20 protein-coding genes are annotated in these 20,920 nt (G+C 67.8%); 12 read left to right on the forward strand and 8 right to left on the reverse strand.

Annotated features, from left to right (window positions below):
• Nucleotides 1-5: 5 nt before the first annotated feature.
• Together ACI766_RS23570 and ACI766_RS23575 are read left to right on the forward strand one after the other, a co-directional pair.
• Nucleotides 6-1,172 (forward strand): MFS transporter, encoded by a 1,167-nt coding sequence (locus ACI766_RS23570; RefSeq protein ID WP_003103801.1) that lies wholly within the window; start codon nucleotides 6-8, stop codon nucleotides 1,170-1,172.
• Nucleotides 1,173-1,208: 36 nt separating this feature from the next.
• On the forward strand, nucleotides 1,209-2,261 hold the full coding sequence (locus ACI766_RS23575) for an alkene reductase (protein ID WP_003093980.1): 1,053 nt from the start codon (nucleotides 1,209-1,211) through the stop codon (nucleotides 2,259-2,261).
• Between the two features lie 60 nt (nucleotides 2,262-2,321).
• On the opposite strand, the gene ACI766_RS23580 is transcribed toward ACI766_RS23575, so the two are convergent.
• The 4 genes from ACI766_RS23580 to ACI766_RS23595 form a co-directional block, all read right to left on the reverse strand.
• Nucleotides 2,322-2,564, reverse strand: a complete 243-nt coding sequence (locus ACI766_RS23580; RefSeq protein ID WP_003093982.1) for a FeoC-like transcriptional regulator — start codon at nucleotides 2,562-2,564, stop codon at nucleotides 2,322-2,324.
• Nucleotides 2,564-4,864, reverse strand: coding sequence for a Fe(2+) transporter permease subunit FeoB (feoB, locus tag ACI766_RS23585; RefSeq protein ID WP_012614517.1), 2,301 nt, complete (start codon nucleotides 4,862-4,864; stop codon nucleotides 2,564-2,566). Before feoB ends, ACI766_RS23580 begins: the two co-directional genes overlap by 1 nt.
• A gap of 17 nt (nucleotides 4,865-4,881) precedes the next feature.
• On the reverse strand, nucleotides 4,882-5,109 hold the full coding sequence (feoA, locus tag ACI766_RS23590; RefSeq protein WP_003103819.1) for a ferrous iron transporter A: 228 nt from the start codon (nucleotides 5,107-5,109) through the stop codon (nucleotides 4,882-4,884).
• A 215-nt stretch (nucleotides 5,110-5,324) separates the two neighbouring features.
• Complete coding sequence (locus ACI766_RS23595; protein WP_003093989.1) at nucleotides 5,325-6,161, reverse strand: ATPase; 837 nt, start codon at nucleotides 6,159-6,161, stop codon at nucleotides 5,325-5,327.
• A 290-nt stretch (nucleotides 6,162-6,451) separates the two neighbouring features.
• Here ACI766_RS23595 and ACI766_RS23600 point away from each other — a divergent pair, with 290 nt between their 5' ends.
• Complete coding sequence (locus ACI766_RS23600) at nucleotides 6,452-6,715, forward strand: hypothetical protein (RefSeq protein ID WP_003103821.1); 264 nt, start codon at nucleotides 6,452-6,454, stop codon at nucleotides 6,713-6,715.
• Here ACI766_RS23600 and ACI766_RS23605 read toward each other — a convergent pair whose 3' ends face one another.
• A complete protein-coding gene (locus ACI766_RS23605; protein ID WP_003103823.1) occupies nucleotides 6,716-7,705 on the reverse strand; it encodes an NAD-dependent epimerase/dehydratase family protein in 990 nt (329 codons plus the stop codon).
• 184 nt (nucleotides 7,706-7,889) lie between these two features.
• Between ACI766_RS23605 and ACI766_RS23610 the strand changes: the two genes are divergently transcribed.
• Complete coding sequence (locus tag ACI766_RS23610; protein WP_003093996.1) at nucleotides 7,890-8,948, forward strand: saccharopine dehydrogenase family protein; 1,059 nt, start codon at nucleotides 7,890-7,892, stop codon at nucleotides 8,946-8,948.
• Here the strand turns inward: ACI766_RS23610 and ACI766_RS23615 are convergent, their stop codons facing one another.
• A complete protein-coding gene (locus ACI766_RS23615; protein ID WP_003120877.1) occupies nucleotides 8,949-9,851 on the reverse strand; it encodes a LysR family transcriptional regulator ArgP in 903 nt (300 codons plus the stop codon). It lies immediately after the preceding gene.
• 97 nt (nucleotides 9,852-9,948) lie between these two features.
• Between ACI766_RS23615 and ACI766_RS23620 the strand changes: the two genes are divergently transcribed.
• The 4 genes from ACI766_RS23620 (at nucleotide 9,949) to bifA (ending at nucleotide 14,126) form a co-directional block, all read left to right on the forward strand.
• Nucleotides 9,949-10,350, forward strand: a complete 402-nt coding sequence (locus ACI766_RS23620) for an ACT domain-containing protein (RefSeq protein WP_023087796.1) — start codon at nucleotides 9,949-9,951, stop codon at nucleotides 10,348-10,350.
• A 1-nt stretch (nucleotide 10,351) separates the two neighbouring features.
• Entirely contained in the window at nucleotides 10,352-10,954 is a 603-nt protein-coding gene (locus ACI766_RS23625; RefSeq protein WP_003094003.1) for a LysE/ArgO family amino acid transporter, read from the forward strand.
• A 346-nt stretch (nucleotides 10,955-11,300) separates the two neighbouring features.
• Nucleotides 11,301-11,882 (forward strand): superoxide dismutase [Fe], encoded by a 582-nt coding sequence (gene sodB / locus ACI766_RS23630; RefSeq protein WP_003094005.1) that lies wholly within the window; start codon nucleotides 11,301-11,303, stop codon nucleotides 11,880-11,882.
• Between the two features lie 180 nt (nucleotides 11,883-12,062).
• Nucleotides 12,063-14,126: a cyclic-di-GMP phosphodiesterase BifA gene (gene bifA, locus ACI766_RS23635; protein ID WP_003094007.1), complete on the forward strand. Its 2,064-nt coding sequence runs from the start codon at nucleotides 12,063-12,065 to the stop codon at nucleotides 14,124-14,126.
• On the opposite strand, the gene ACI766_RS23640 is transcribed toward bifA, so the two are convergent.
• The gene (locus tag ACI766_RS23640) at nucleotides 14,127-15,029 is read right to left on the reverse strand and encodes a GIDE domain-containing protein (RefSeq protein ID WP_003116195.1); all 903 of its coding nucleotides are present in this window, start codon (nucleotides 15,027-15,029) and stop codon (nucleotides 14,127-14,129) included.
• 1 nt (nucleotide 15,030) lies between these two features.
• A complete protein-coding gene (locus ACI766_RS23645) occupies nucleotides 15,031-15,603 on the reverse strand; it encodes a LemA family protein (RefSeq protein WP_003094011.1) in 573 nt (190 codons plus the stop codon).
• Nucleotides 15,604-15,796: 193 nt separating this feature from the next.
• On the opposite strand from ACI766_RS23645, the gene ACI766_RS23650 reads away from it, so the two are divergent.
• The 4 genes from ACI766_RS23650 to ACI766_RS23665 all read left to right on the forward strand — a co-directional run bounded on the left by ACI766_RS23650 (nucleotide 15,797) and on the right by ACI766_RS23665 (nucleotide 20,901).
• Nucleotides 15,797-17,137: an imelysin family protein gene (locus ACI766_RS23650; RefSeq protein ID WP_003112765.1), complete on the forward strand. Its 1,341-nt coding sequence runs from the start codon at nucleotides 15,797-15,799 to the stop codon at nucleotides 17,135-17,137.
• Nucleotides 17,138-17,300: 163 nt separating this feature from the next.
• Complete coding sequence (locus tag ACI766_RS23655; RefSeq protein ID WP_003141253.1) at nucleotides 17,301-18,722, forward strand: di-heme oxidoredictase family protein; 1,422 nt, start codon at nucleotides 17,301-17,303, stop codon at nucleotides 18,720-18,722.
• Between the two features lie 9 nt (nucleotides 18,723-18,731).
• Nucleotides 18,732-19,796 (forward strand): imelysin family protein, encoded by a 1,065-nt coding sequence (locus tag ACI766_RS23660; RefSeq protein WP_003116197.1) that lies wholly within the window; start codon nucleotides 18,732-18,734, stop codon nucleotides 19,794-19,796.
• A 10-nt stretch (nucleotides 19,797-19,806) separates the two neighbouring features.
• Nucleotides 19,807-20,901: a DUF1513 domain-containing protein gene (locus ACI766_RS23665; RefSeq protein WP_003120887.1), complete on the forward strand. Its 1,095-nt coding sequence runs from the start codon at nucleotides 19,807-19,809 to the stop codon at nucleotides 20,899-20,901.
• The last annotated feature ends 19 nt before the right edge of the window (nucleotides 20,902-20,920 follow it).

Genomic DNA, 20,920 nt, shown 5'->3' on the forward strand with positions numbered 1-20,920 from the left:
GACCGATGCCGGCGTCTCTTCTCGTCCTCGCTTTATCCGCCTTTGCCATCGGTACCACCGAATTCGTCATCATGGGCCTGCTGCCGCAGGTCGCCGGCGACCTGCGGGTATCCATTCCCAGCGCCGGCTGGCTGATCAGCGGCTACGCCTTCGCCGTGGCCTTCGGCGCCCCGTTGATGGCCATGGCCACCGCCCGCCTGGAACGCAAGAAAGCCCTGCTCGCGCTGATGGGCATCTTCATCGTCGGCAACCTGCTCTGCGCGGTGGCCGCCAACTACGGCCTGCTGATGCTGGCGCGGATCGTCACCGCGCTCTGCCATGGCGCCTTCTTCGGCATCGGCTCGGTGGTCGCCGCCAGCCTGGTGGCGCCGAACCGCCGCGCTTCCGCCGTGGCCCTGATGTTCACCGGCCTGACCCTGGCCAACGTGCTCGGCGTGCCGCTGGGTACCGCGCTCGGCCAGGAAGCCGGCTGGCGCGCGACCTTCTGGGTGGTGACCCTGATCGGCGTGGTCGCCTTCGTCGGCCTGGCCAGGGTGCTGCCAAACGACCGCGAGGAAGAGAAGGTCGACCTGCGCCAGGAAATGTCCGCGCTGAAGAACCCGTCGCTGTGGCTGGCCCTGGGCACCACCGTGCTGTTCGCCGCCTCGATGTTCGCCCTGTTCACCTACGTCGCGCCGCTGCTCGGCGAAGTCACCGGGGTCAGCCCGCGCGGCGTGACCTGGACCCTGCTGCTGATCGGCGTCGGCCTGACCGTCGGCAACGTGATCGGCGGCCGCCTCGCCGACTGGCGCCTGGGCACCACCATGGCCGCGGTGTTCGCCGCCATGGCGCTGGTCTCGGCGCTGTTCAGCTGGACCAGCCAGGCCCTGCTGCCGGCGGAAATCACCCTGTTCTTCTGGGCCGCCGCCGCCTTCGCCGCGGTGCCCGCGCTGCAGGTCAACGTGGTCCGCGTCGGGCATGCCGCGCCGAACCTGGTGGCGACCCTGAACATCGGCGCCTTCAACGTCGGCAACGCGCTCGGCGCCTGGGTCGGCGGCAGCGTCATCGACCACGGCCTGGGCCTGACCCGCGTGCCGCTGGCCGCCGCCGCGCTGGCCGCGCTGGCGCTACTGGCCACCCTGATCGCCTTTTCCGGAAACGGCCGCGCCCAGGCGCAGCCGGTCCTCGATTGATCCCCTGTCCGTCTATTCCCTAGTGGAGGATGTTCCATGGCTACTCTGTTCGATCCCATCGTGCTCGGCGACCTCGAGCTGCCCAACCGCATCGTCATGGCGCCGCTGACCCGCTGCCGCGCCGATGAAGGCCGCGTGCCCAACGCCCTGATGGCCGAGTACTACGCCCAGCGCGCCGATGCAGGCCTGATCCTCAGCGAGGCCACCGCGGTCACGCCGATGGGCGTGGGCTACCCCGACACCCCCGGCATCTGGTCCGATGACCAGGTCCGTGGCTGGAGCAACGTGACCAAGGCGGTGCACGCCGCCGGCGGGCGCATCTTCCTGCAACTCTGGCACGTCGGGCGGATTTCCGATCCGCTCTACCTGAATGGCGAGCTGCCGGTGGCGCCGAGCGCCATCGCCGCCGAGGGGCACGTCAGCCTGGTGCGCCCGAAGCGTCCCTACGTCACCCCGCGCGCGCTGGACACCGAGGAGATCGCCGACATCGTCGAGGCCTACCGCCAGGGCGCCGAGCGGGCCAAGGCCGCCGGCTTCGACGGCGTGGAGATCCACGGCGCCAACGGCTACCTGCTCGACCAGTTCCTCCAGGACAGCACCAACAAGCGCACCGACCGCTACGGCGGCTCCATCGAGAACCGCGCGCGCCTGCTGCTGGAAGTCACCGACGCAGCGATCTCCGTATGGGGCGCCCAGCGCGTCGGCGTACACCTGGCGCCGCGTGCCGACTCCCACGACATGGGCGATTCCAACCGCCTGGAAACCTTCAGCCATGTCGCCCGTGAGCTGGGCAAGCGCGGCATCGCCTTCATCTGCGCCCGCGAAGCGCAGGCCGACGACAGCATCGGCGTAGCCCTGAAGAAAGCCTTCGGCGGACCCTACATCGCCAACGAGAAGTTCACCCTCGACAGCGCCAACGCCATCCTGGCCAAGGGCGACGCCGATGCGGTGGCCTTCGGCGTCCCCTTCATCGCCAACCCGGACCTGGTCGAACGCCTGCGCCAGGGCGCCGAACTGAACCCGCCGCGCCCGGAGACCTTCTATACCGGCGGCACCGAAGGCTACCTGGACTATCCGACCCTGGCCTGATCGCGCCAGCCAGGACAGAGCCCGCCACGCTTGCCGTGGCGGGCTCTGTGCTTTGCCCGTCTAGCGCAGGCGGAAATACGGCTCCGGCTCCGCGCACGGATCGCGCTGGGCGCAGCCCTTGCAACCGCCGCCGCAACCGCCCGAGCTTTGCGCAGCCACCCGCTCGACCTTGCCGAGCGCGATCAGCCGCTCCAGGATCGCCTCCACCAGCGCCGGCGGCGCGTCCACCTGGCGGCTGAGCTGTTTCAGCCCACGCGCCTGGCCGTCTTCCAGGGCGGCGCGGATCTGCATGAGTGTCGCCATCAGTGACATCCTCCCTGCCCGCTCGGGGCATCGGCCATTCGGCCTGGCAGTTGCAGTACCTGCTCACGGCCGAACAGACGCAGGCAGGTCATCAGGATCAGGTTGAAGAGCAGCACCACGGCGATGGTCAGGACGCTACGCTCGGGGTGCGCGGCGAAGGTGGCGACCTGGTAGCAGAGGGTCGCCAGCGAGTAGGCGACGTTCAGCCCCCAGAGCACCGAGAAAGCCATCCAGCCCTTGCTGCTTTCCCGAGCGATCGCGCCCATGGCGGTCACGCAGGGCACGTAGAGCAGGACGAAGACCAGATAGCTGTAGGCCGCGATGGGGCTGCCGAACTTGCTCGCCATGGTGCCCATCGAGCCGGTCTCCATGTCGCCGTCGGCCATGCTCGCCTCCACCGGGTTGGCCAGCACGCTGAGGCTGAAGGTATCGACCAGGCCGTCCCAGGTTTCGACCAGGGCGTCGCGCAGTTGCCCGGGCAGGTCGTAGCCTTCGTAGTCGAAGGCCTCGCCCTGGATCTGCTCGGCGGTGTAGAGGGTGTTCAGGGTGCCGACCACCACTTCCTTGGCCATCGCCCCGGTGACCAGGCCGACGGTGGCCTGCCAGTTGTCCGGCTGCACCCCGAGCGGCGCCAGCAGCGGAGTGAGACGCTGGCTGACGCTGGCCAGCGCGGAATGGCCGATGTCGCCCTGCACCGGCTTGCCGTCGAGGGTGATGCTGTTCAGGCCGCCGATCACCAGGCTGACCAGGATGATCACCTTGCCGGCCCGCACCACGAAGCCGCGCAGGCGCGACCAGGTCTGCAGCAGCAGGCTCTTAAGGTGTGGCACATGGTACAGCGGCAGTTCCATGACGAACGGCGAGGCCTCGCCGCGCATCAAAGTGTGCTTGAGCAACAGCCCGGTGAGGATCGCCACGACGATGCCGAGCAGGTACAGGGAGAAGATCACCAGCGCGCCGCCCTGGCCGAAGAAGGCCCCGGCGAATACGGCGAAAATCGCCAGGCGCGCGCCGCAGGACATGAACGGCGCCATCATGATGGTAATCAGCCGCTCGCGCTGCGCGTCCAGGGTCCGCGCGCCCATGATCGACGGTACGTTGCAGCCGAAACCGACGATCAGCGGCACGAACGACTTGCCCGGCAGGCCCAGCGCCTGCATCAGGCGGTCCATGACGAAGGCCGCGCGTGCCATGTAGCCGGAATCCTCGAGCAGCGAGAGGAACAGGTACATCAAGCCGATCTGCGGCACCAGCGGCAACACCGTGTTGACCCCGCCACCGATGCCCTGGGCGAGGAACACCGTGAGCCAATCGGGCAGGCCGAAGCGGATACCCAGCCACTGGATGCCGTCGATGAAGATCGCCGACGAGCCCTTGTCGAAGATCGGCTGTAGCGCCCCGCCGATGTTGATGGCGAAGAAGAACATCAGGTACATCACCAGCAGGAAGATCGGCAGACCCAGCCAGCGATTCAGGACGACCCGGTCGAGCCATTGGGTCAGCCGGTGCGGCTGAGCCTGCTGGTGGTCGCAGACCGCCGCACAGATCTCGCCGATCAGTCGGTAGCGCGCATCGACGATCGCCAGCTCGGGCTCCTCGCCGCAGCCCTGGCGCGCCTGTTCCAGGGTGGCGGGTGGCAAGCCCAGCGCCGGGCCGTTGAAGATGTCGCCTTCCAGCGCCTGTAACGCCAGCCAGCGCGGCTCGATGGCCGAGGCCGCCGGAGCGCGCGTTTCCAGGAGGTAGCTGACCTGCGCCTGGATGGCCGGCGGGTAGTCCACCGCCAGCGCCGCCTGCGGGACCTGCAACTCGTCGATGGCCGCCTTCAGCTCGTCGATGCCATCGGCGCGGGTAGACACCAGCGGCACCACCGGGCAACCGAGACGCCGCGCCAGACCGTCGATATCGATGCGGATACGCTGGCTACGGGCGATGTCGAGCATGTTCAGCGCGACGATGCAGGGGATGCCCATCTCCCGCAGTTGCACCGTGAGGTACAGGTTGCGCTCCAGGTTCGCCGCATCCACCACGTTGACCAGCACGTCCACTTCGCCGCTGGCGATGTAGCGGCAGGCGATCTGCTCGTCCAGCGAGGCCTGGGCGGAAACGCTGGTCAACGAATAGGTGCCGGGCAGGTCGACCAGGCGTACCGCGTGACGGACGGTATGGAACGCACCCTCCTTGCGCTCCACGGTGACGCCGGCCCAGTTGCCGACCCGCTGGCGCGAGCCGGTGAGCTGGTTGAACAGGGTGGTCTTGCCGGAGTTGGGATTGCCGATCAGGCCGAGGGTCAATGCGGTCATGGGGATTCCGGGCGGGGTCAGTCGAGCGGGACGAGGGTCAGCAGGGCGAGGTCCTTGCGCCGCAGCGCCAGGCTGGTCTGGCGGGTCTCGACCTGGATCGGGTCGCCCAGCGGGGCGATGCGCACCACGCGCAGCGCCGCGCCGGGCAGAAGCCCCATGGAGAACAGGCGTTGGCGATAGCCGTTGCTGATGGCGGGGGAATAACCGGTGATGCGGTAGGAACGGGACGGTTGCAATGCGCTCATGGCGGATTCCAGGCAGAGGAAGGGACCAATGGCCTCCCTGGCCGGTGACCGAGAATCTAAACGACTCTCACTTAAGGCTCGCTTAAGGACGCAGTATCGGAGTGGAGGAGCAGCGGATTCGCTGATCCAGAGCAATGGAAGCGGGGATTTTCGCCGGGCGCGGCGAACTGTCGCCGCCAGCGCCCGGTGCGACGGGCGGCTGGCGGCGCAAGGGGTCAGCGGGTATTGAGCTGCTGCTGCAGGTTCTGCACCTGGGCCTGGAGGGTGTTGATGTTGCGCATCACCTGGGTGCGGAAGGCGTCGAACTCGGCGGTATTGCCGCCCTGGGCCGGGCGGTTGTCGAGCTGGCTGCGCAATACCAGCAGGTCATCCTGGATACCCTTGATCGTCTGGCTCGGGTTGCCCTGCTTCTTCAGCGCCGCGACATCGCCGCCGAGGGCCTTGAGTTGCTCGTTGGTCTTGCCCAGTTCGACCTGCAGGGCTTTCAGCTTCTCCTGTTCGGCGGCCAGTGTCTGCAGCTTGCCGTCCAGTTGCGCGACCAGTTGCGCCGCGCTTTCCTGCTGGGCCTTGAGATCGCTGGCCAGTTGGTCGAGGCGTTTGCCCTGGCCGCCGAACTGGTTGCTCACATCGGCCTGCTGGCGTTCCTGGCTGCCGAGTTTCTCCTGCAGTTGCTTGACCTGCAGGCGCAGAGCCTCGCGTTCGCTGGTGACGCTGGACTCGCTGGCGACCACCTTGCCGCGAATGTCGTCGAGGCGCCCGGCGGCTTCCTCGCTGATCCTTACGAAGCTTTCCTGGGTCGCCACCAACTGCTGTTCCATCAGGCTGATTTGCTGGTGGCTCCACCAACCCACCCCGGCGAGGGCGATCAGCATCGCCCCGAGCAGGGCCCAGAGCGGGCCGGTAGAGGCCGGACGGCGCTCCTTGGTGTCGACGACCCGGCGCTGCTCCGGTTCGTAGACGTGCCGCGGGTGGTGGCCGAATTCATCACGGTCGGCAGCATCGGTGGTCAGGCTGGGCACATCGTCGAGTTCGTCGAAAGCATCGTTACGCATGGTGAAAACCTGTGAAGGGGAACGGCATCCTGCCGGAGGCCTGGAGAAAGGGCCGAATGGCGCATTATATCGGTTCGGCCCCGCCCCTTCAGCGTCTGCTCGAAGCAAATTGCCGGACCGGGGCGCTCCACCGCGAAGCCGTGCGCCCCAAGACGGAGCGAACGTTGTCCGGCACAGACCGCCGCAGGCCGCCAGCGGTTCCCCGCCCCGCACGCCGGCGCTGGTCCGCGGCCCGCATGGCACGTCGCTTGCCTGGGCATTGCCGGGCAGATTCGAGAGCCGGAGGATGCATGGAGTTGAACAAATCCTTGCTGGATTGCATGCGCGCCGTGCGCCGACGCCTGCGCGAGGAACAGGCGCTGGATATCCACTTCCAGCAACGCGATGCGATCGCCGCGATGCAGGCGGCCTGCGCCCGCTCCGGCGATGCGACGACGCGGGAGCTGGGACAGCGCCTCGGCAGGCTCAGCGGGGTCGCGCTGCCGCCGGCGGAACCTTCCCTGTTGCCCGCGCAGGCGCCGAGCCGACAATACGCCGGCCCGTTGCGCGGCTGATCAGAGTCCCTGGGCGCGCCACCAGGCGCAGAACTCGTCGAGCGCGGTCCACAGGCTGACCCGCGGGTCGTAGTCGAGGTATTCGCGGGCGCGGTTGATGTCCAGGGTGAAGTTCTTCGCCATCACCGCCATGCCCAGGCGGAACAGCACCGGCTCCGGGCGCCCCGGCAGGATCCGGCAGACGCCTTCGTTGAGCGCCGCCAGGCCATAGCCGACGGCATACGGCAGGTGACCGCCGACCGGCGGCAGGTCGAGCTGGCGCATCACGTAGTTGACCGCATCCCAGAACGGTACCGGCTGCCCGTTGCTGATGTTGTAGACCTTGCCCAGCGCCGGCTCGCCGGCCAGCAGGCAACTGAACAGCGCGTCGTTGAGATTGTGCACGCTGGTGAAGTCGACCCGGTTCAGGCCGTTGCCGAGGATCCGCAGGCGTCCCTTGCGGTGGGCCTGGATCATTCGCGGGAAGATGCTGGTGTCGCCGGCGCCGACCACGAAGCGCGGACGCAGCGCCAACACTTCCAGGCCCAGGTCGCGAGCGCTGAGCACCAGTTGCTCGGCCTGGTACTTGGTCGCCCCGTAATGGTCGGAAAAACGCCGGGGTACGTACTCTTCGTTCAGGTCCAGGTGGTCGCGCCCGTCGAAATAGATCGACGGCGACGACAGATGCACCAGGCGCCGCACCTTTTGCCGCATGCAGGCCTCGACGACGCTCTCGGCAAGCCCGACGTTGGCCGCCAGGAAGCGTTCGCGCGGCCCCCAGACTCCGACCGCGCCGGCACAATGCACCACCGCCTCGACATCCTCGCAGAGGCGCAGGACCAGCGCCGGGTCGGCGAGGTCGCCGGGAACGAACTCGGCGCCCCGCGCCACCAGATGTTCCACCGCGTCCGCACGACGACCGCTGACCCGTACCGACAGGCCCTGCTCCAGGGCGAAGCGAGCGAAACGCCCGCCGATGAAGCCCGTCGCCCCCGTTACCAGAATCCGCATTGCGTTTCTCCCGTTGTTCTTCTTGTGCCGCGACTCTAGCAACCCGGAGCCGCGCCACCACTGGCACAGCATGCCAGAACAACGACCTTGCGGGCCGCCGGCACGACTTGCGTTGGGCGACAGAAGCGGCGCTGCGCGCTACAAGGTCTAACCTGAAAGCCACCTGCACGCTGGGAGACGCACCATGGCCAGTCACTGGATGATCTATGGCGCCAACGGCTACACCGGCCGGCTGGTCGCTGAACAGGCGCAGCGCGAGGGCCTGACGCCGCTCCTCGGCGGACGCAACCCGGCCGCCCTGCACGCGCTCGGCAGCCAGCTCGGGCTGGAGTGCCGGGTCTTCGACCTGGGGGATCCGCAGGCCTGCCGCGAAGCCCTGGACCAGGTGAAGGTGGTGGCCCATTGCGCCGGTCCGTTCTCTGCCACCAGCACGCCGATGATCGCCGCCTGCCGCGCCGCCGGCACCCACTACGTGGATATCACTGGAGAGATCGCGGTGTTCGAGCAGGCCCACGCCGGCGACGCCGAGGCCCGCGAGGCCGGCATCGTGGTCTGCCCGGGCGTCGGCTTCGATGTGATCCCCACCGATTGCCTGGCTGCCTGCCTGAAGGAGGCGCTGCCGGACGCGCAACGGCTGGCGCTGGGCTTCGACACCGGCAGCGGGCTTTCGACGGGAACCGCGAAGACCAGCGTCGAAGGCCTCAAGTTCGGCGGCAAGATCCGCGAGAATGGCCGCCTGCGCGACGTGCCGCTGGGCTACAAGCGCCGCGACATCGATTTCGGCCGCGGCCTGCGGCACGCCGTGACGATTCCCTGGGGCGACGTGGCCACCGCCTACTACAGCACCGGCATCCCGGACATCGAGGTCTACCTGCCGGCGCCGCCGCTGCTGGCCCTGGGCATGCGCCTGATCGACCCGCTGCGTCCGCTGCTCGGTCGGCAACGGGTCCAGGACTGGCTCAAGGGGCAGGTCGACAAACGCATCGCCGGCCCCGACCAGGCGGCCCGCGAGCGCCTGCGCACCTGGGTCTGGGGCGAGGCGCGCAACGCCCGCGGCGAACGCCGCACGGCGCGCCTGGAGACGGCCAACGTGTACGACCTGACCCTGCACGGCGTGCTCCTGGCAGTGCGCCACCTGCTGGACTACCAGGGTCCCGGCGGCTACTTCACGCCATCGCGGTTGCTCGGCGCGCGCTGCGTCGAATCGTTGCCCGGCTCCGGACGAATCACCGTCATCGGCTGATCAGCCTGACACCCGCACCAAGCCGTCGCCGGCGCGGGCGAGCAGGTGCTCGGTGAGCGACGCGAGCAGTTCGCCGCCGTTGCGCCAGTAGTGCCAGTACAACGGTACGTCGATGACCTGGCCGGGCAGCAGCTCGACCAGTTCGCCGCGCGCCAGCTCGCCTTGCACCTGGCGCTCCGGCACCAGGCCCCAGCCGAGACCGCCGGCGGTGAGGCGGACGAAACCTTCCGAGGACGGGCAGAGGTGGTGGATGAAACCGCCCTCGACGCCGAGGTCCTTGAGAAAGCGGTGTTGCAGCAGGTCGTCCGGGCCGAACACGATCGCCGGCACGCCGGCCAGGGCGGCCGCCTCGACCCCGCGGGGAAAGTGCCGGGCAATGAAATCCGGGCTGGCCAGGCCGCGATAACGCATGGCTCCGAGCAGCAGCGAACGCGCGCCGGCCACCGGCCGCGCGCTACCGCAGACGCAGCCCGCCACTTCGCCCGCGCGCATGCGCTTGAGCCCGACCTCCTGGTCCTCCACCACAAGGTCCAGCAGCACCCGCCGCTCGGCGCAGAAATCGCCCACCGCGGCGGCCCACCAGGTCGCCAGGCTATCGGCGTTGAGAGCGATGCGCAGGCGTTCCGGGGCACCGCCTTCATCCAGGTTCGGCACCCAGCGCTGCAGGTCGCCCTCCAGCAGCCGCACCTGCTGCACATGGTTGAGCAGGCGGCGCCCGAGATCGGTGGGATGCGGCGGCGTCTCGCGCACCAGGACCGGCTGGCCGACCCGCGCCTCGAGCAGCTTGATCCGCTGCGATACCGCCGACTGCGACAGCCCCAGCGCCTGTGCGGCGCGCTCGAAACCGCCCTGCTCCACCACTGCGGCCAGCGCGGCGAGCAACTTGTAGTCGAACAAAATCAGTTTTCCTAATGAGAGATCAGCAGGATTCGTTTTCCTTATAAACCGCCCGCGGCCACACTCGCCAGCACTTTTCCGATCCACCCGACGCGGACCGACCATGGCTGGCGAAACCTCGCTGCGCCCCCTGCTGCGCACGCTCACTCCCGAACTCAATCCCGGCGACTATGTGTTCTGTACCTGCGCCGCTGGCGCGCTGCCGAACGGCGCCGAGCCGCTCGCCAGCTTCCGCGAGCGCGAGGGCCTGACCCTGGTGCTCGAACGCCGGCAGGCCGAACGCCTGGGCCTGCCCTACGAATACGTGGCGGCCTGGATCACCCTGACGGTGCACTCCTCGTTGGCGGCGGTGGGCCTGACCGCCGCCTTCGCCACGGCGCTGGCCGAAGCCGGGATCAGTTGCAACGTGATGGCCGGCTATTTCCACGACCACCTGTTCGTCGCCCGCGACGAGGGCCGGCGCGCCCTCGCCGTGCTCCAGCGGCTGGCGGCGGAGGCACACTGACATGTGGCAGAGCTATCTCAACGGCATCCTGGTGGCTGCCGGCCTGATCATCGCCATCGGCGCGCAGAATGCCTTCGTCCTCGCGCAGAGCCTGCGCCGCGAGCATCACCTCTCGGTAGCCGCGCTCTGCGTGTTCTGCGACGCGGTGCTGGTCAGCCTCGGCGTGTTCGGCCTGGCCAAGCTGCTGCTGGAAAACCCGACGCTGCTGGCCATCGCCCGCTGGGGCGGGATCGCCTTCCTGACCTGGTACGGGCTCAAGGCGCTGCTTCGCGCGTTGCGCCCGGACGCCCTCGGCAACGCCGCGGAAACCGGGCCACGCTCGCGCAAGGCGGTGCTTCTGGCGGCACTGGCGGTCACCCTGCTCAACCCCCACGTCTATCTCGATACCGTACTTCTTATCGGTTCGCTCGGCGCCCAGCAGGCCGCGCCGGGCGCCTATGCCCTCGGCGCGGCCAGCGCCTCGCTGATGTGGTTCTTCGCCCTCGCCCTCGGCGCGGCATGGCTGGCCCCCTGGCTGGCGCGCCCGGCCACCTGGCGCCTGCTCGACCTGATGGTGGCGGCCATGATGCTGGGCATGGCCGCGCAACTGCTGTTCCGGGGATAACGCGGTTTCTGTCTTCCCGAGCGAACCCTCGCGCCGCCAGGCAGTCCAGAGAGAATGTGGCGGTGTTCGCCGGCGAGCTTGCAGAAGCCCGTCGCAGCGCGCCGCCGCCGGCCTTTGCCCCTACAGTTGCTGCGTGGATATGCCCCGACACGGGTGCTATGATCCGGAGTTCGCGGCACTGGGAGCCTAGGCTCCGAGTCGCACCCGGCGCCCTTTCCGGAGCGCTCCGCCGAACGTCCCCCCGGGGATCCAGGACGGGCTCCCGGACAGGCATCGGACCGGCCCCGTGAACCGGTCGCGCGCTAGCCGCGCCAGTCCTGACCTGAGGAAGAATAGGAGAGACACCATGGCTTTCGAATTGCCGCCGCTGCCTTACGAAAAGAACGCCCTTGAGCCGCACATTTCCGCAGAAACCCTGGAATACCACCACGACAAGCACCACAACACCTACGTGGTGAACCTGAACAACCTGATCCCGGGTACCGAGTTCGAAGGCAAGAGCCTCGAAGAGATCGTCAAGAGCTCCTCCGGCGGCATCTTCAACAACGCCGCCCAGGTGTGGAACCACACCTTCTACTGGAACTGCCTGAGCCCGAACGGCGGTGGCCAGCCCACCGGCGCCCTGGCCGACGCCATCAACGCCGCCTTCGGCTCCTTCGACAAGTTCAAGGAAGAGTTCACCAAGACTTCCGTCGGCACCTTCGGTTCCGGCTGGGGCTGGCTGGTGAAGAAGGCCGACGGCTCCCTGGCCCTGGCCAGCACCATCGGTGCCGGCAACCCGCTGACCAGCGGCGACACCCCGCTGCTGACCTGCGACGTCTGGGAACACGCCTACTACATCGACTACCGCAACCTGCGTCCGAAGTACGTCGAGGCGTTCTGGAACCTGGTCAACTGGGACTTCGTAGCGAAGAATTTCGCTGCCTGAGTCTGATCAGAACCACGAAAAAGCCCGGCATTCGCCGGGCTTTTTCGTTTTAATCTGCGGTCCAGGAGCCATCGTCTACCCTCAGGAACTGGTAGACCTTCGCTCGTGATAGCCTCTTGAGGTAAACAAGCTCTTCCTACCGGCTTGTCTTTCGCCCTGGCGACGAACAAGGAAGGCCCCTTGAAACTGGACTCCCGACACAGCCTCTCGCTCAAGCTGCTGCGTGTCGTGCTACTGGCGGCGCTGGCCGTTGGCGTAGTGCTCAGTTGCGCGCAGATCGTCTTCGACGCCTACAAGGCCAAGCAGGCGGTGAGCAGCGACGCCCAACGCATCCTCGCGATGGTCCGCGACCCTTCCACCCAGGCGGTCTACAGCCTCGACCGGGAAATGGCGATGCAGGTCCTCGAAGGCCTGTTCCAGCACGAGGCGGTGCGCCAGGCGAGCATCGGCCATCCCGGCGAGCCGATGCTGGCGGAGAAATCCAGGCCGCTGCTGGACCTGCCGACGCGCTGGCTGACCGACCCGATCCTCGGCCAGGAACGCACCTTCAGCATTCGACTGATCGGCCGCCCGCCCTATAGCGAATACTACGGCGACCTGAAGATCACCCTGGACACCGCGCCCTACGGCGAGAACTTCGTCACCACTTCGGAAATCATCTTCATCTCCGGCATTCTCCGCGCCCTGGCCATGGGCCTGGTGCTGTTCCTGGTCTACCACTGGATGCTGACCAAGCCGCTGTCGAAGATCATCGAGCACCTGGTCAGCATCAATCCCGACCGCCCCAGCCAGCACCAGTTGCCGCTGCTCAAGGGGCACGAACGCAACGAGCTGGGGCTCTGGGTGACCACCGCCAACCAGTTGCTCGCCTCGATCGAAAGCAACAGCCACCTGCGCCGCGAGGCCGAAGACAACCTGCTGCGCATTTCCCAGTACGACTTCCTCACCGGCCTGCCGAACCGCCAGTTGCTGCAACAGCAACTCGACCAGATCCTCGACGGCGCCGGCCGCCAGCAGCGCCGGGTAGCAGTGCTGTGCCTGGGCCTCGACGATTTCAAGGGGATCAACGAGCAGTACACCTACCAGCTCGGCGACCAGTTGCTGATCGCCCTCGCCGACCGCCTGCGCGGGCACAGCGCGCGGCTCGGTTCGCTGGCGCGCCTGGGCGGCGACCAGTTCGCCCTGGTCCAGGCCGACATCGAGCAACCCTACGAGGCGGCCGAACTGGCGCAGAGCATCCTCGACGGCCTGGAAGCGCCGTTCGAGATCGACCAGCACGAGGTGCGCCTGCGCGCCACCATCGGTATCACCCTGTTCCCCGAGGACGGCGAGACCACGGAGAAACTGCTGCAGAAGGCCGAGCAGACCATGACCCTGGCCAAGACCCGCTCGCGCAACCGCTACCAGTTCTACATCGCCAGCGTGGACAGCGAGATGCGTCGCCGCCGGGAACTGGAAAAGGACCTGCGCGACGCCCTGCAGCGCCACGAGCTGCACCTCGTCTACCAGCCGCAGGTGGACTACCGCGACCACCGCGTGGTCGGCGTCGAGGCGCTGCTGCGCTGGCAACATCCGTTGCACGGCTTCGTCCCGCCGGACCTGTTCATCCCGCTGGCGGAACAGAACGGCAGCATCTTCAGCATCGGCGAGTGGGTGCTCGACCAGGCCTGCCGGCAGTTGCGCGAATGGCACGACCAGGGCTTCGACGACCTGCGCATGGCGGTCAATCTTTCCACCGTGCAGCTCCACCACAACGCCCTGCCACGGGTGGTCAGCAACCTGCTGCAGGTCTACCGCCTGCCGGCGCGCAGCCTGGAGCTGGAAGTCACCGAGACCGGCCTGATGGAGGACATCTCCACTGCCGCCCAGCACCTCCTCAGCCTGCGCCGCGCCGGCGCGCTGATCGCCATCGACGATTTCGGCACCGGCTATTCCTCGCTGAGCTACCTGAAGAGCCTGCCGCTGGACAAGATCAAGATCGACAAGAGTTTCGTCCAGGACCTGCTGCAGGACGAGGACGACGCGACCATCGTTCGCGCCATCATCCAGCTCGGCAAGAGCCTGGGCATGCAGGTGATCGCCGAGGGCGTGGAAACCGCCGAGCAGGAGGCGTACATCATCGCCGAAGGTTGCAACGAAGGTCAGGGCTACCTGTACAGCAAGCCGCTGCCGGCCAGGGAACTGACCCAGTACCTCAAGCAGGCGCGACGCCTGAGCCAGGCCACCAGCAGCGAACGGCCCTGATCAGAACAGGCGGCTGAACAGCCAGCCCGCCAATAGCGCGCTGCCCAGGCAGAGCAACGCGGCCCCCGCCGCCTGGCGGCGCAGTTGCACGGCGAGATCGTCCTCGCCCTGGCTGGAGAGAATGAAGGGATGCGCCTCCCCCGGCTTGCCGAGCCGGTGGCGGGTCGGCGCGGCGCTGCTTGCCCGATGCCGATCCTCGGCCTCCAGCCGTGCCGCCAGGCGCACCCGGTTCCATTCGCGCTCGTCCAGCTCGCCGTTGCCGTCGCTGTCGAAGCGCGCCAGCAGCCCGTGGAAATCGCCCTTCCATTCACGGATCACCGCACCCTGCGCCCGTTCGGCATCGAGTCCCTGGCGACCGCCACCGCTGCTGCGGAATTCGCCCAGCGCATAGAGCGGCTCGCCGGCATGCAGGCGCTCCTCGGTGTAGCGGTAGAGCCGCTCTCCGCCGACCAGGGTGCCGAAGCTCTCCAGCAGTCGCAGGGTATCGATCGGTGCTTCGCGAAAAGCCTCCCAGCGCTGCAGGGTCAAGGGTCGCACCTCGGCGCCGCGTGGGTCGACCAGGCAGGCATCGGTGGCATCGCGCAAGCCGAATGGCGACTCGCTGGCACCTTTGTCGACGGTGCGCCAGGCCTTCTCGCGGCCACTGCGCTTTTCCTCGACTTCGATGCGGTAGCGCCACCACAGGCACGGCTTGCCGGTCAAGGGAGCCTGCAGCGGGCCTTCCGGGCCCTCCTCGAGCACCCCGTAGAGTTCGACGAAACCCTGCGCCGCCGAACGGATCCGCGAGGTCGGTACGTCGCCGAGCAGGCGCGCCCGGGCAAGGCGGTGCACGAACTGCCAGCCGGCCCAGGCGCAGAGCCCCAGGCTGGCGGCGATGAACAGCCAGCGCAGGTCGAAGTCCATCTCAGCCGAACAGGGCCTTGAGATCGACGTCGGCCTTCTCCGCCTCGCTGAACTGCAACAGCTCGGCGGCCTTGAAGCCAGCGACACGAGCGATCAGCAGGTCGGGAAATTGCTCGATGCGCACGTTGTTCAGGTTCACCGCCTCGTTGTACAGCTCGCGGCGATCGGCGATCCCGTTCTCCAGGCCGCTGATGCGCTGGGAAAGGAACTGGAAACTTTCGTTGGCCTTGAGCTGCGGGTAGTTCTCGGCCAGCGCGAAGAGCTGCCCCAGGCCGGCGCGCAGGCCGCTCTCGGCCTTGCCCAGGGCATTCACGTCGGCGCGCTCGCGGGCGCTGGCGACGGCGTTGCGGGCGGCGATGACCCGCTCCAGGGTGGCGCGCTCGTGCTGCATGTATTGCTTGCAGGCCTCGACCAGCTTCGGCAACTCGTCATGGCGCTGCTTGAGGAGCACGTCGATGTTGGCCCAGGCCTTGCCCACGGCGTGCTTCAGCCGTACCAGGCCGTTGTAGAGCACCACCGCGTAGCCGGCGAGCAGCAGCAGGACAACCCAGAAAGCGATAGCGGTCAGACTCATGGACGGAGCTCCGGACGAAGATACTGGCATTCTAGCTGCGCCCGACATGTCCAGGCACGACGGCGATCACGCTGCGCCCTTTTCAAAAATGCAAATCTTTCGCATTATGTGGCGGTTTTTTAACGCCCTCGCGGGTGTTTCCGACAAGCGCACGCCGCTTCGGCACGCCACCAATAAAGCAAAGGAATCCGCCATGACTCGTATGCCCCTGGCCACCGCCAGTCTGCTGGCCCTCGCCATCTCCCTCGCCGGCTGCGGCGACGACAAGAAAGCCGAAGCGCCCGCAACACCGGCGGCCAGCACGCAGCCCGCCGCGCCCGCCGCCGCCCCGGCCGCCAAGGTCGACGAGGCCGCCGCCAAGGCGGTGATCAAGAACTACGCGGACCTCGCCGAAGCCACCTTCGCCGATGCCCTGAGCACCGCCAAGGACCTGCAGAAAGCCATCGACGCGTTCCTCGCCAAGCCTGACGCGGAGACCCTGAAAGCCGCCAAGGAAGCCTGGTTCGCCGCTCGTACCCCCTACTCCCAGAGCGAAGCCTTCCGCTTCGGCAACGCGATCATCGACGACTGGGAAGGACAGGTTAACGCCTGGCCGCTGGACGAAGGCCTGATCGACTATGTCGCCAAGGACTACCAGCACGCCCTGGGCAACCCTGGCGCCACCGCCAACATCGTCGCCAACACCGAGATCCAGGTCGGCGAAGACAAGATCGACGTCAAGGAAATCACCGGCGAGAAACTGGCCAGCCTGAACGAGCTGGGCGGTTCCGAAGCCAACGTCGCCACCGGCTACCACGCCATCGAGTTCCTCCTCTGGGGCCAGGACCTGAACGGCACCGGTCCGGGCGCCGGCAACCGTCCCGCCACCGACTATGCCCAGGGCAAGGACTGCACCGGCGGCCATTGCGACCGTCGCGCCGCCTACCTGAAGGCCGTCACCGACCTGCTGGTCAGCGACCTCGAATACATGGCCGGACAGTGGAAAGCCGGCGTCGCCGACAACTACCGCGCCAAGCTGGAAGCCGAACCGGTGGATACCGGCCTGCGCAAGATGTTCTTCGGCATGGGCAGCCTGTCCCTCGGCGAACTGGCCGGCGAGCGCATGAAGGTCGCGCTGGAGGCCAACTCCACCGAAGACGAGCACGACTGCTTCAGCGACGACACCCACCACACCCTGTTCTTCAACGGCAAGAGCATCCGCAACATCTACCTCGGCGAGTACAAGCGCATCGACGGCAGCGTGGTCAAGGGCCCGAGCCTGGCCGACCTGGTCGCCAAGGCCGACGCCGCCGCCAACGACACCCTGAAGGCCGACCTGGCCGACACCGAGGCCAAGCTGCAGGCCATCGTCGACAGCGCCGAGAAGGATGGCGTGCACTTCGACCAGATGATCGCTCCGGACAACAAGGACGGCCAGCAGAAGATCCGCGACGCCATCGCCGCCCTGGTCAAGCAGACCGGCGCCATCGAGCAGGCCGCTGGCAAGCTGGGTATCCAGGACCTGAAGCCGGACAACGCCGACCACGAGTTCTGATTCCTTCCTGCGCCAACAGCGTGCGGCCCATGGCCGCACGCTGCGTTTCAGGGCCTCGAAAGCGGACTTCGCGGGCCTTTACAAACGCAAATCCCTCTTATTTTGATTAGCCCCAACTGGTAAGCTTGCGGGCTGTTTCCACGCAGTCCCGGGATGTTCGCCGATGTCGTTGCCGTCACCTTCCATGCCGCTTGCCTGTCTCCTGACGGCGCTCCTTCTGGGCGGATGCGGCGCCGACGACGAACCGCTGCGCGCCGAGCCCGGCGAACACCTGTCCGGGGGCGCGACCACGGTGCTGCAAAGCGACCGCAACGCCTTCTCCCTGCCCTCCGCCAACCTCGCCCCGAGCCGGCGCCTGGACTTCAGCGTGGGCAACAGTTTCTTCCGCAACCCCTGGGTGATCGCCCCTTCCTCCACCACCGCGCGCGACGGTCTGGGACCGCTGTTCAATACCAACGCCTGCCAGAACTGCCATGTGAAGGACGGCCGCGGCCACCCGCCGGGAGCGGACGCGGTCAGCGCGGTGTCGATGCTGGTACGCCTGTCGATCCCGGCCGGCCCTGCGGACGGCAAGACCCTGTTGCACCAGGGGGTGATTCCCGAGCCGACCTACGGCGGCCAGTTGCAGGACGTCGGCATTCCCGGCGTCGCCCCGGAAGGCAAGGTGCGGATGGACTACGAGCCGCTGAAGGTGAGGTTCGAGGACGGCACCGAGGTCGAACTGCGCAAGCCGATCCTGCGGATCAGCCAGCTCGGCTATGGGCCGATGCATCCGCAGACGATGTTTTCCGCCCGCGTCGCCCCGCCGATGATCGGGCTCGGCCTGCTCGAGGCGATTCCCGATGAGGCGATCCTGGCCAATGCCGATCCGGACGACCGCAACGGCGACGGTATCCGCGGGCGCGCCAACCAGGTCTGGGATGCCGCGCGGCAGCGCACCGCGCTCGGCCGCTTCGGCTGGAAGGCCGGCCAGCCGGATATCCCGCAGCAGAACGCGCACGCCTTCGCCAACGACATGGGCCTGACCAGCAGCCTGCTGCCCCACGACGACTGCAGCGCCGCCCAGGTCGAGTGCCGCCGGGCGCCCGACGGCGGCGAGCCGGAAGTCAGCGACAACATCTTCGCCCAGGTGCTGTTCTACAGCCGCAACCTGGCGGTCCCGGCGCGGCGCAAGGTGGACGACCCGCAGGTGCTGGCCGGCAAGCGCCTGTTCGCCCAGGCCAACTGCGTGGCCTGCCACGTTCCCGCCTTCACTACCGGTTCCGACGCCAGCGAGCCGGAGCTGGCCAACCAGCGGATTCGTCCCTATTCCGACCTGTTGCTGCATGACATGGGCGACGGCTTGGCGGACAATCGCCCGGAATTTCTCGCCAGCGGGCGGGACTGGCGAACCCCGCCGCTATGGGGCATCGGCCTGACCGAAACGGTCAACGGCCACACCCAGTTCCTCCACGACGGGCGCGCCCGCAATCTGCTGGAGGCGATCCTCTGGCACGGCGGCGAAGCCGAAGCGGCCAAGCGGCACGTGCTCGGCTTCGACGCCGACCAGCGCAGCGCCCTGCTGGCCTTCCTGAATTCACTCTGAGGAGCCCACATGTTCCGCCCACGACTGCTCTTGACCAGCCTCGCCATCGCCCTCGGCGCCTGCTCGCCGCAAGACCCGCAGGCCGTCACCAGTGCCGCCCTGGCGCAACAGGTGATCCTGCCGACCTACAGCCGCTGGGTGGAGGCCGACCAGGCCCTGGCCAGCAGCGCCCTGGCCTACTGCCAGGGCAAGGAAGACCTGGCCAAGGCCCGCGACGCGTTCCACGCCGCGCAGAAGGCCTGGGCCGAGCTGCAACCGCTGCTGATCGGCCCGCTGGCCGAGGGCAACCGCGCCTGGCAGGTGCAGTTCTGGCCGGACAAGAAGGACCTGGTCGGGCGCCAGGTCGAACAGTTGCTGAAGAACAACCCGCAGGTCGACGCCGCGGCCCTGGCCAAGGCCAGCGTGGTGGTGCAGGGGCTCTCCGCCTACGAATACATCCTCTTCGACAGCAAGATCGACCTCGCCGACGCCGCCACCAAGGCCCGCTATTGCCCGTTGCTGGAAGCCATCGGCACCCACCAGCAGCAACTGGCCCAGGACATCCTGGCGCGCTGGAAGAACGACGGCGGCATGCTCACCCAGATGAGCAAGTTCCCCAACGACCGCTACGCCGACGCCCACGAGGCGATCGCCGAGCTGCTGCGGGTCCAGGTCACCGCCCTGGACATGCTGAAGAAGAAACTCGGTACTCCGCTGGGCCGGCAGAGCAAGGGCATTCCCCAGCCCTACCAGGCCGAGGCCTGGCGCAGCAACGCCTCGCTGGCCAGCCTGGACGCCAGCCTGAGCGGCGCCCAGGCGCTCTGGGAAGGTATCGACGGCAAGGGCCTGAAGACCCTGCTGCCGGCCGAACAGAAGGCCCTGGCCGGCAAGATCGACGCCGCCTACGCCGAAAGCCACGCGAAGCTGGCGGCGCTGGAACAGAAACCGCTCTCCGAACTGCTCGCCAGCGAAGACGGGCGCAACCAGCTCAACGCCCTCTATGACAGCCTGAACGTGGTCCACCGCCTGCACGAAGGCGACCTGGCCCGCGCCCTCGGCGTGCAACTGGGCTTCAACGCCAACGATGGCGACTGAGGTCGGCACCATGCTGCGACGTCATGTGATCGGCCTGGGCAGCCTGCTGCTCGGCGCCTTGTCCTTCGGCGGCTGGAGCTTCAGCCGCCTGGGTAGCCAACCGCTGGTGCTGTCGGCGCGCGACGACGCCGATGGCCAGCATTACGCGGTGGGCTACCGCCTGGACGGCAAGTGCCAGTTCGCCACCCGCGTGGCCCAGCGCTGCCACGACATCGTCCAGCACCCGAGCCTGCCGCTGGCGCTGTTCGTCGCCCGCCGGCCAGGCACCGAAAGCTACCTGATCGACCTGAACGACGGTTGCCTGCTGCAGACCCTGGTCTCGCAGAAAGACCGCCACTTCTACGGCCACGGCGTGTTCCACCAGAGCGGCGAGTGGCTCTACGCCACCGAGAACGACACTACCGATCCCGGTCGCGGCGTGCTCGGCGTCTACCGTTTCGACGGCGAGCGACTGCAGCACAGCGGCGAGATATCCACCCACGGCCTCGGGCCGCACCAGGTTTCCTGGATGCCCGACGGCGAGACCCTGGTAGTGGCCAATGGCGGCATTCGCACCGAGGCGGAAAGCCGGGTCGAGATGAACCTCGACGCCATGGAGCCCAGCCTGGTGCTGATGCGCCGCGACGGCAACCTGCTGTCCAAGGAAACCCTGGCGCAGCAGATGAACAGCGTCCGCCACCTGGCGATCGGTCGCGACGGCACCATCGTCGCCGGCCAGCAGTTCATGGGCGATGCCCACGAACATGCCGACCTGCTGGCGATCAAGCGCCCCGGCCGTCCCTTCGAAGCCTTCCCGGTGGCCGAGGAGCAGCGCCTGGCGATGGCCCAGTACACCGCCAGCGTGGCGATCCACGACGACCTGCGCCTGGTGGCCCTGACCGCCCCGCGCGGCAACCGTTTCTTCATCTGGGACCTGGACAGCGGTGCCGTACGCCTCGACGCGCCGTTGCCGGACTGCGCCGGCGTGGGCGCGGTGAAGAACGGCTTCGTCGTCACGTCCGGACAGGGCCGTTGCCGCTTCTACGACTGCCAGGGCGAGCGCATCGCCGCGCAACCGCTGGAGCTGCCTTCCGGCCTCTGGGACAACCACTTGCACCTGGCCTGAGAGCGCGGCATCAACCTCT

The organism is Pseudomonas sp. DL (assembly GCF_047199225.1).
GTDB classification, from domain to species: domain Bacteria; phylum Pseudomonadota; class Gammaproteobacteria; order Pseudomonadales; family Pseudomonadaceae; genus Pseudomonas; species Pseudomonas aeruginosa.

Excerpts from the sequence above, each read along its gene's own strand:
- ACI766_RS23570 (WP_003103801.1), top strand. The coding sequence starts at position 6 with ATGCCGGCGTCTCTTCTCGTCCTCGCTTTATCCGCCTTTGCCATCGGT.
- ACI766_RS23575 (WP_003093980.1), top strand. The coding sequence starts at position 1,209 with ATGGCTACTCTGTTCGATCCCATCGTGCTCGGCGACCTCGAGCTGCCC.
- ACI766_RS23580 (WP_003093982.1), bottom strand. The coding sequence starts at position 2,564 with ATGGCGACACTCATGCAGATCCGCGCCGCCCTGGAAGACGGCCAGGCG.
- feoB (WP_012614517.1), bottom strand. The coding sequence starts at position 4,864 with ATGACCGCATTGACCCTCGGCCTGATCGGCAATCCCAACTCCGGCAAG.
- feoA (WP_003103819.1), bottom strand. The coding sequence starts at position 5,109 with ATGAGCGCATTGCAACCGTCCCGTTCCTACCGCATCACCGGTTATTCC.
- ACI766_RS23595 (WP_003093989.1), bottom strand. The coding sequence starts at position 6,161 with ATGCGTAACGATGCTTTCGACGAACTCGACGATGTGCCCAGCCTGACC.
- ACI766_RS23600 (WP_003103821.1), top strand. The coding sequence starts at position 6,452 with ATGGAGTTGAACAAATCCTTGCTGGATTGCATGCGCGCCGTGCGCCGA.
- ACI766_RS23605 (WP_003103823.1), bottom strand. The coding sequence starts at position 7,705 with ATGCGGATTCTGGTAACGGGGGCGACGGGCTTCATCGGCGGGCGTTTC.
- ACI766_RS23610 (WP_003093996.1), top strand. The coding sequence starts at position 7,890 with ATGGCCAGTCACTGGATGATCTATGGCGCCAACGGCTACACCGGCCGG.
- ACI766_RS23620 (WP_023087796.1), top strand. The coding sequence starts at position 9,949 with ATGGCTGGCGAAACCTCGCTGCGCCCCCTGCTGCGCACGCTCACTCCC.
- ACI766_RS23625 (WP_003094003.1), top strand. The coding sequence starts at position 10,352 with ATGTGGCAGAGCTATCTCAACGGCATCCTGGTGGCTGCCGGCCTGATC.
- sodB (WP_003094005.1), top strand. The coding sequence starts at position 11,301 with ATGGCTTTCGAATTGCCGCCGCTGCCTTACGAAAAGAACGCCCTTGAG.
- ACI766_RS23640 (WP_003116195.1), bottom strand. The coding sequence starts at position 15,029 with ATGGACTTCGACCTGCGCTGGCTGTTCATCGCCGCCAGCCTGGGGCTC.
- ACI766_RS23645 (WP_003094011.1), bottom strand. The coding sequence starts at position 15,603 with ATGAGTCTGACCGCTATCGCTTTCTGGGTTGTCCTGCTGCTGCTCGCC.
- ACI766_RS23650 (WP_003112765.1), top strand. The coding sequence starts at position 15,797 with ATGACTCGTATGCCCCTGGCCACCGCCAGTCTGCTGGCCCTCGCCATC.
- ACI766_RS23655 (WP_003141253.1), top strand. The coding sequence starts at position 17,301 with ATGTCGTTGCCGTCACCTTCCATGCCGCTTGCCTGTCTCCTGACGGCG.
- ACI766_RS23660 (WP_003116197.1), top strand. The coding sequence starts at position 18,732 with ATGTTCCGCCCACGACTGCTCTTGACCAGCCTCGCCATCGCCCTCGGC.
- ACI766_RS23665 (WP_003120887.1), top strand. The coding sequence starts at position 19,807 with ATGCTGCGACGTCATGTGATCGGCCTGGGCAGCCTGCTGCTCGGCGCC.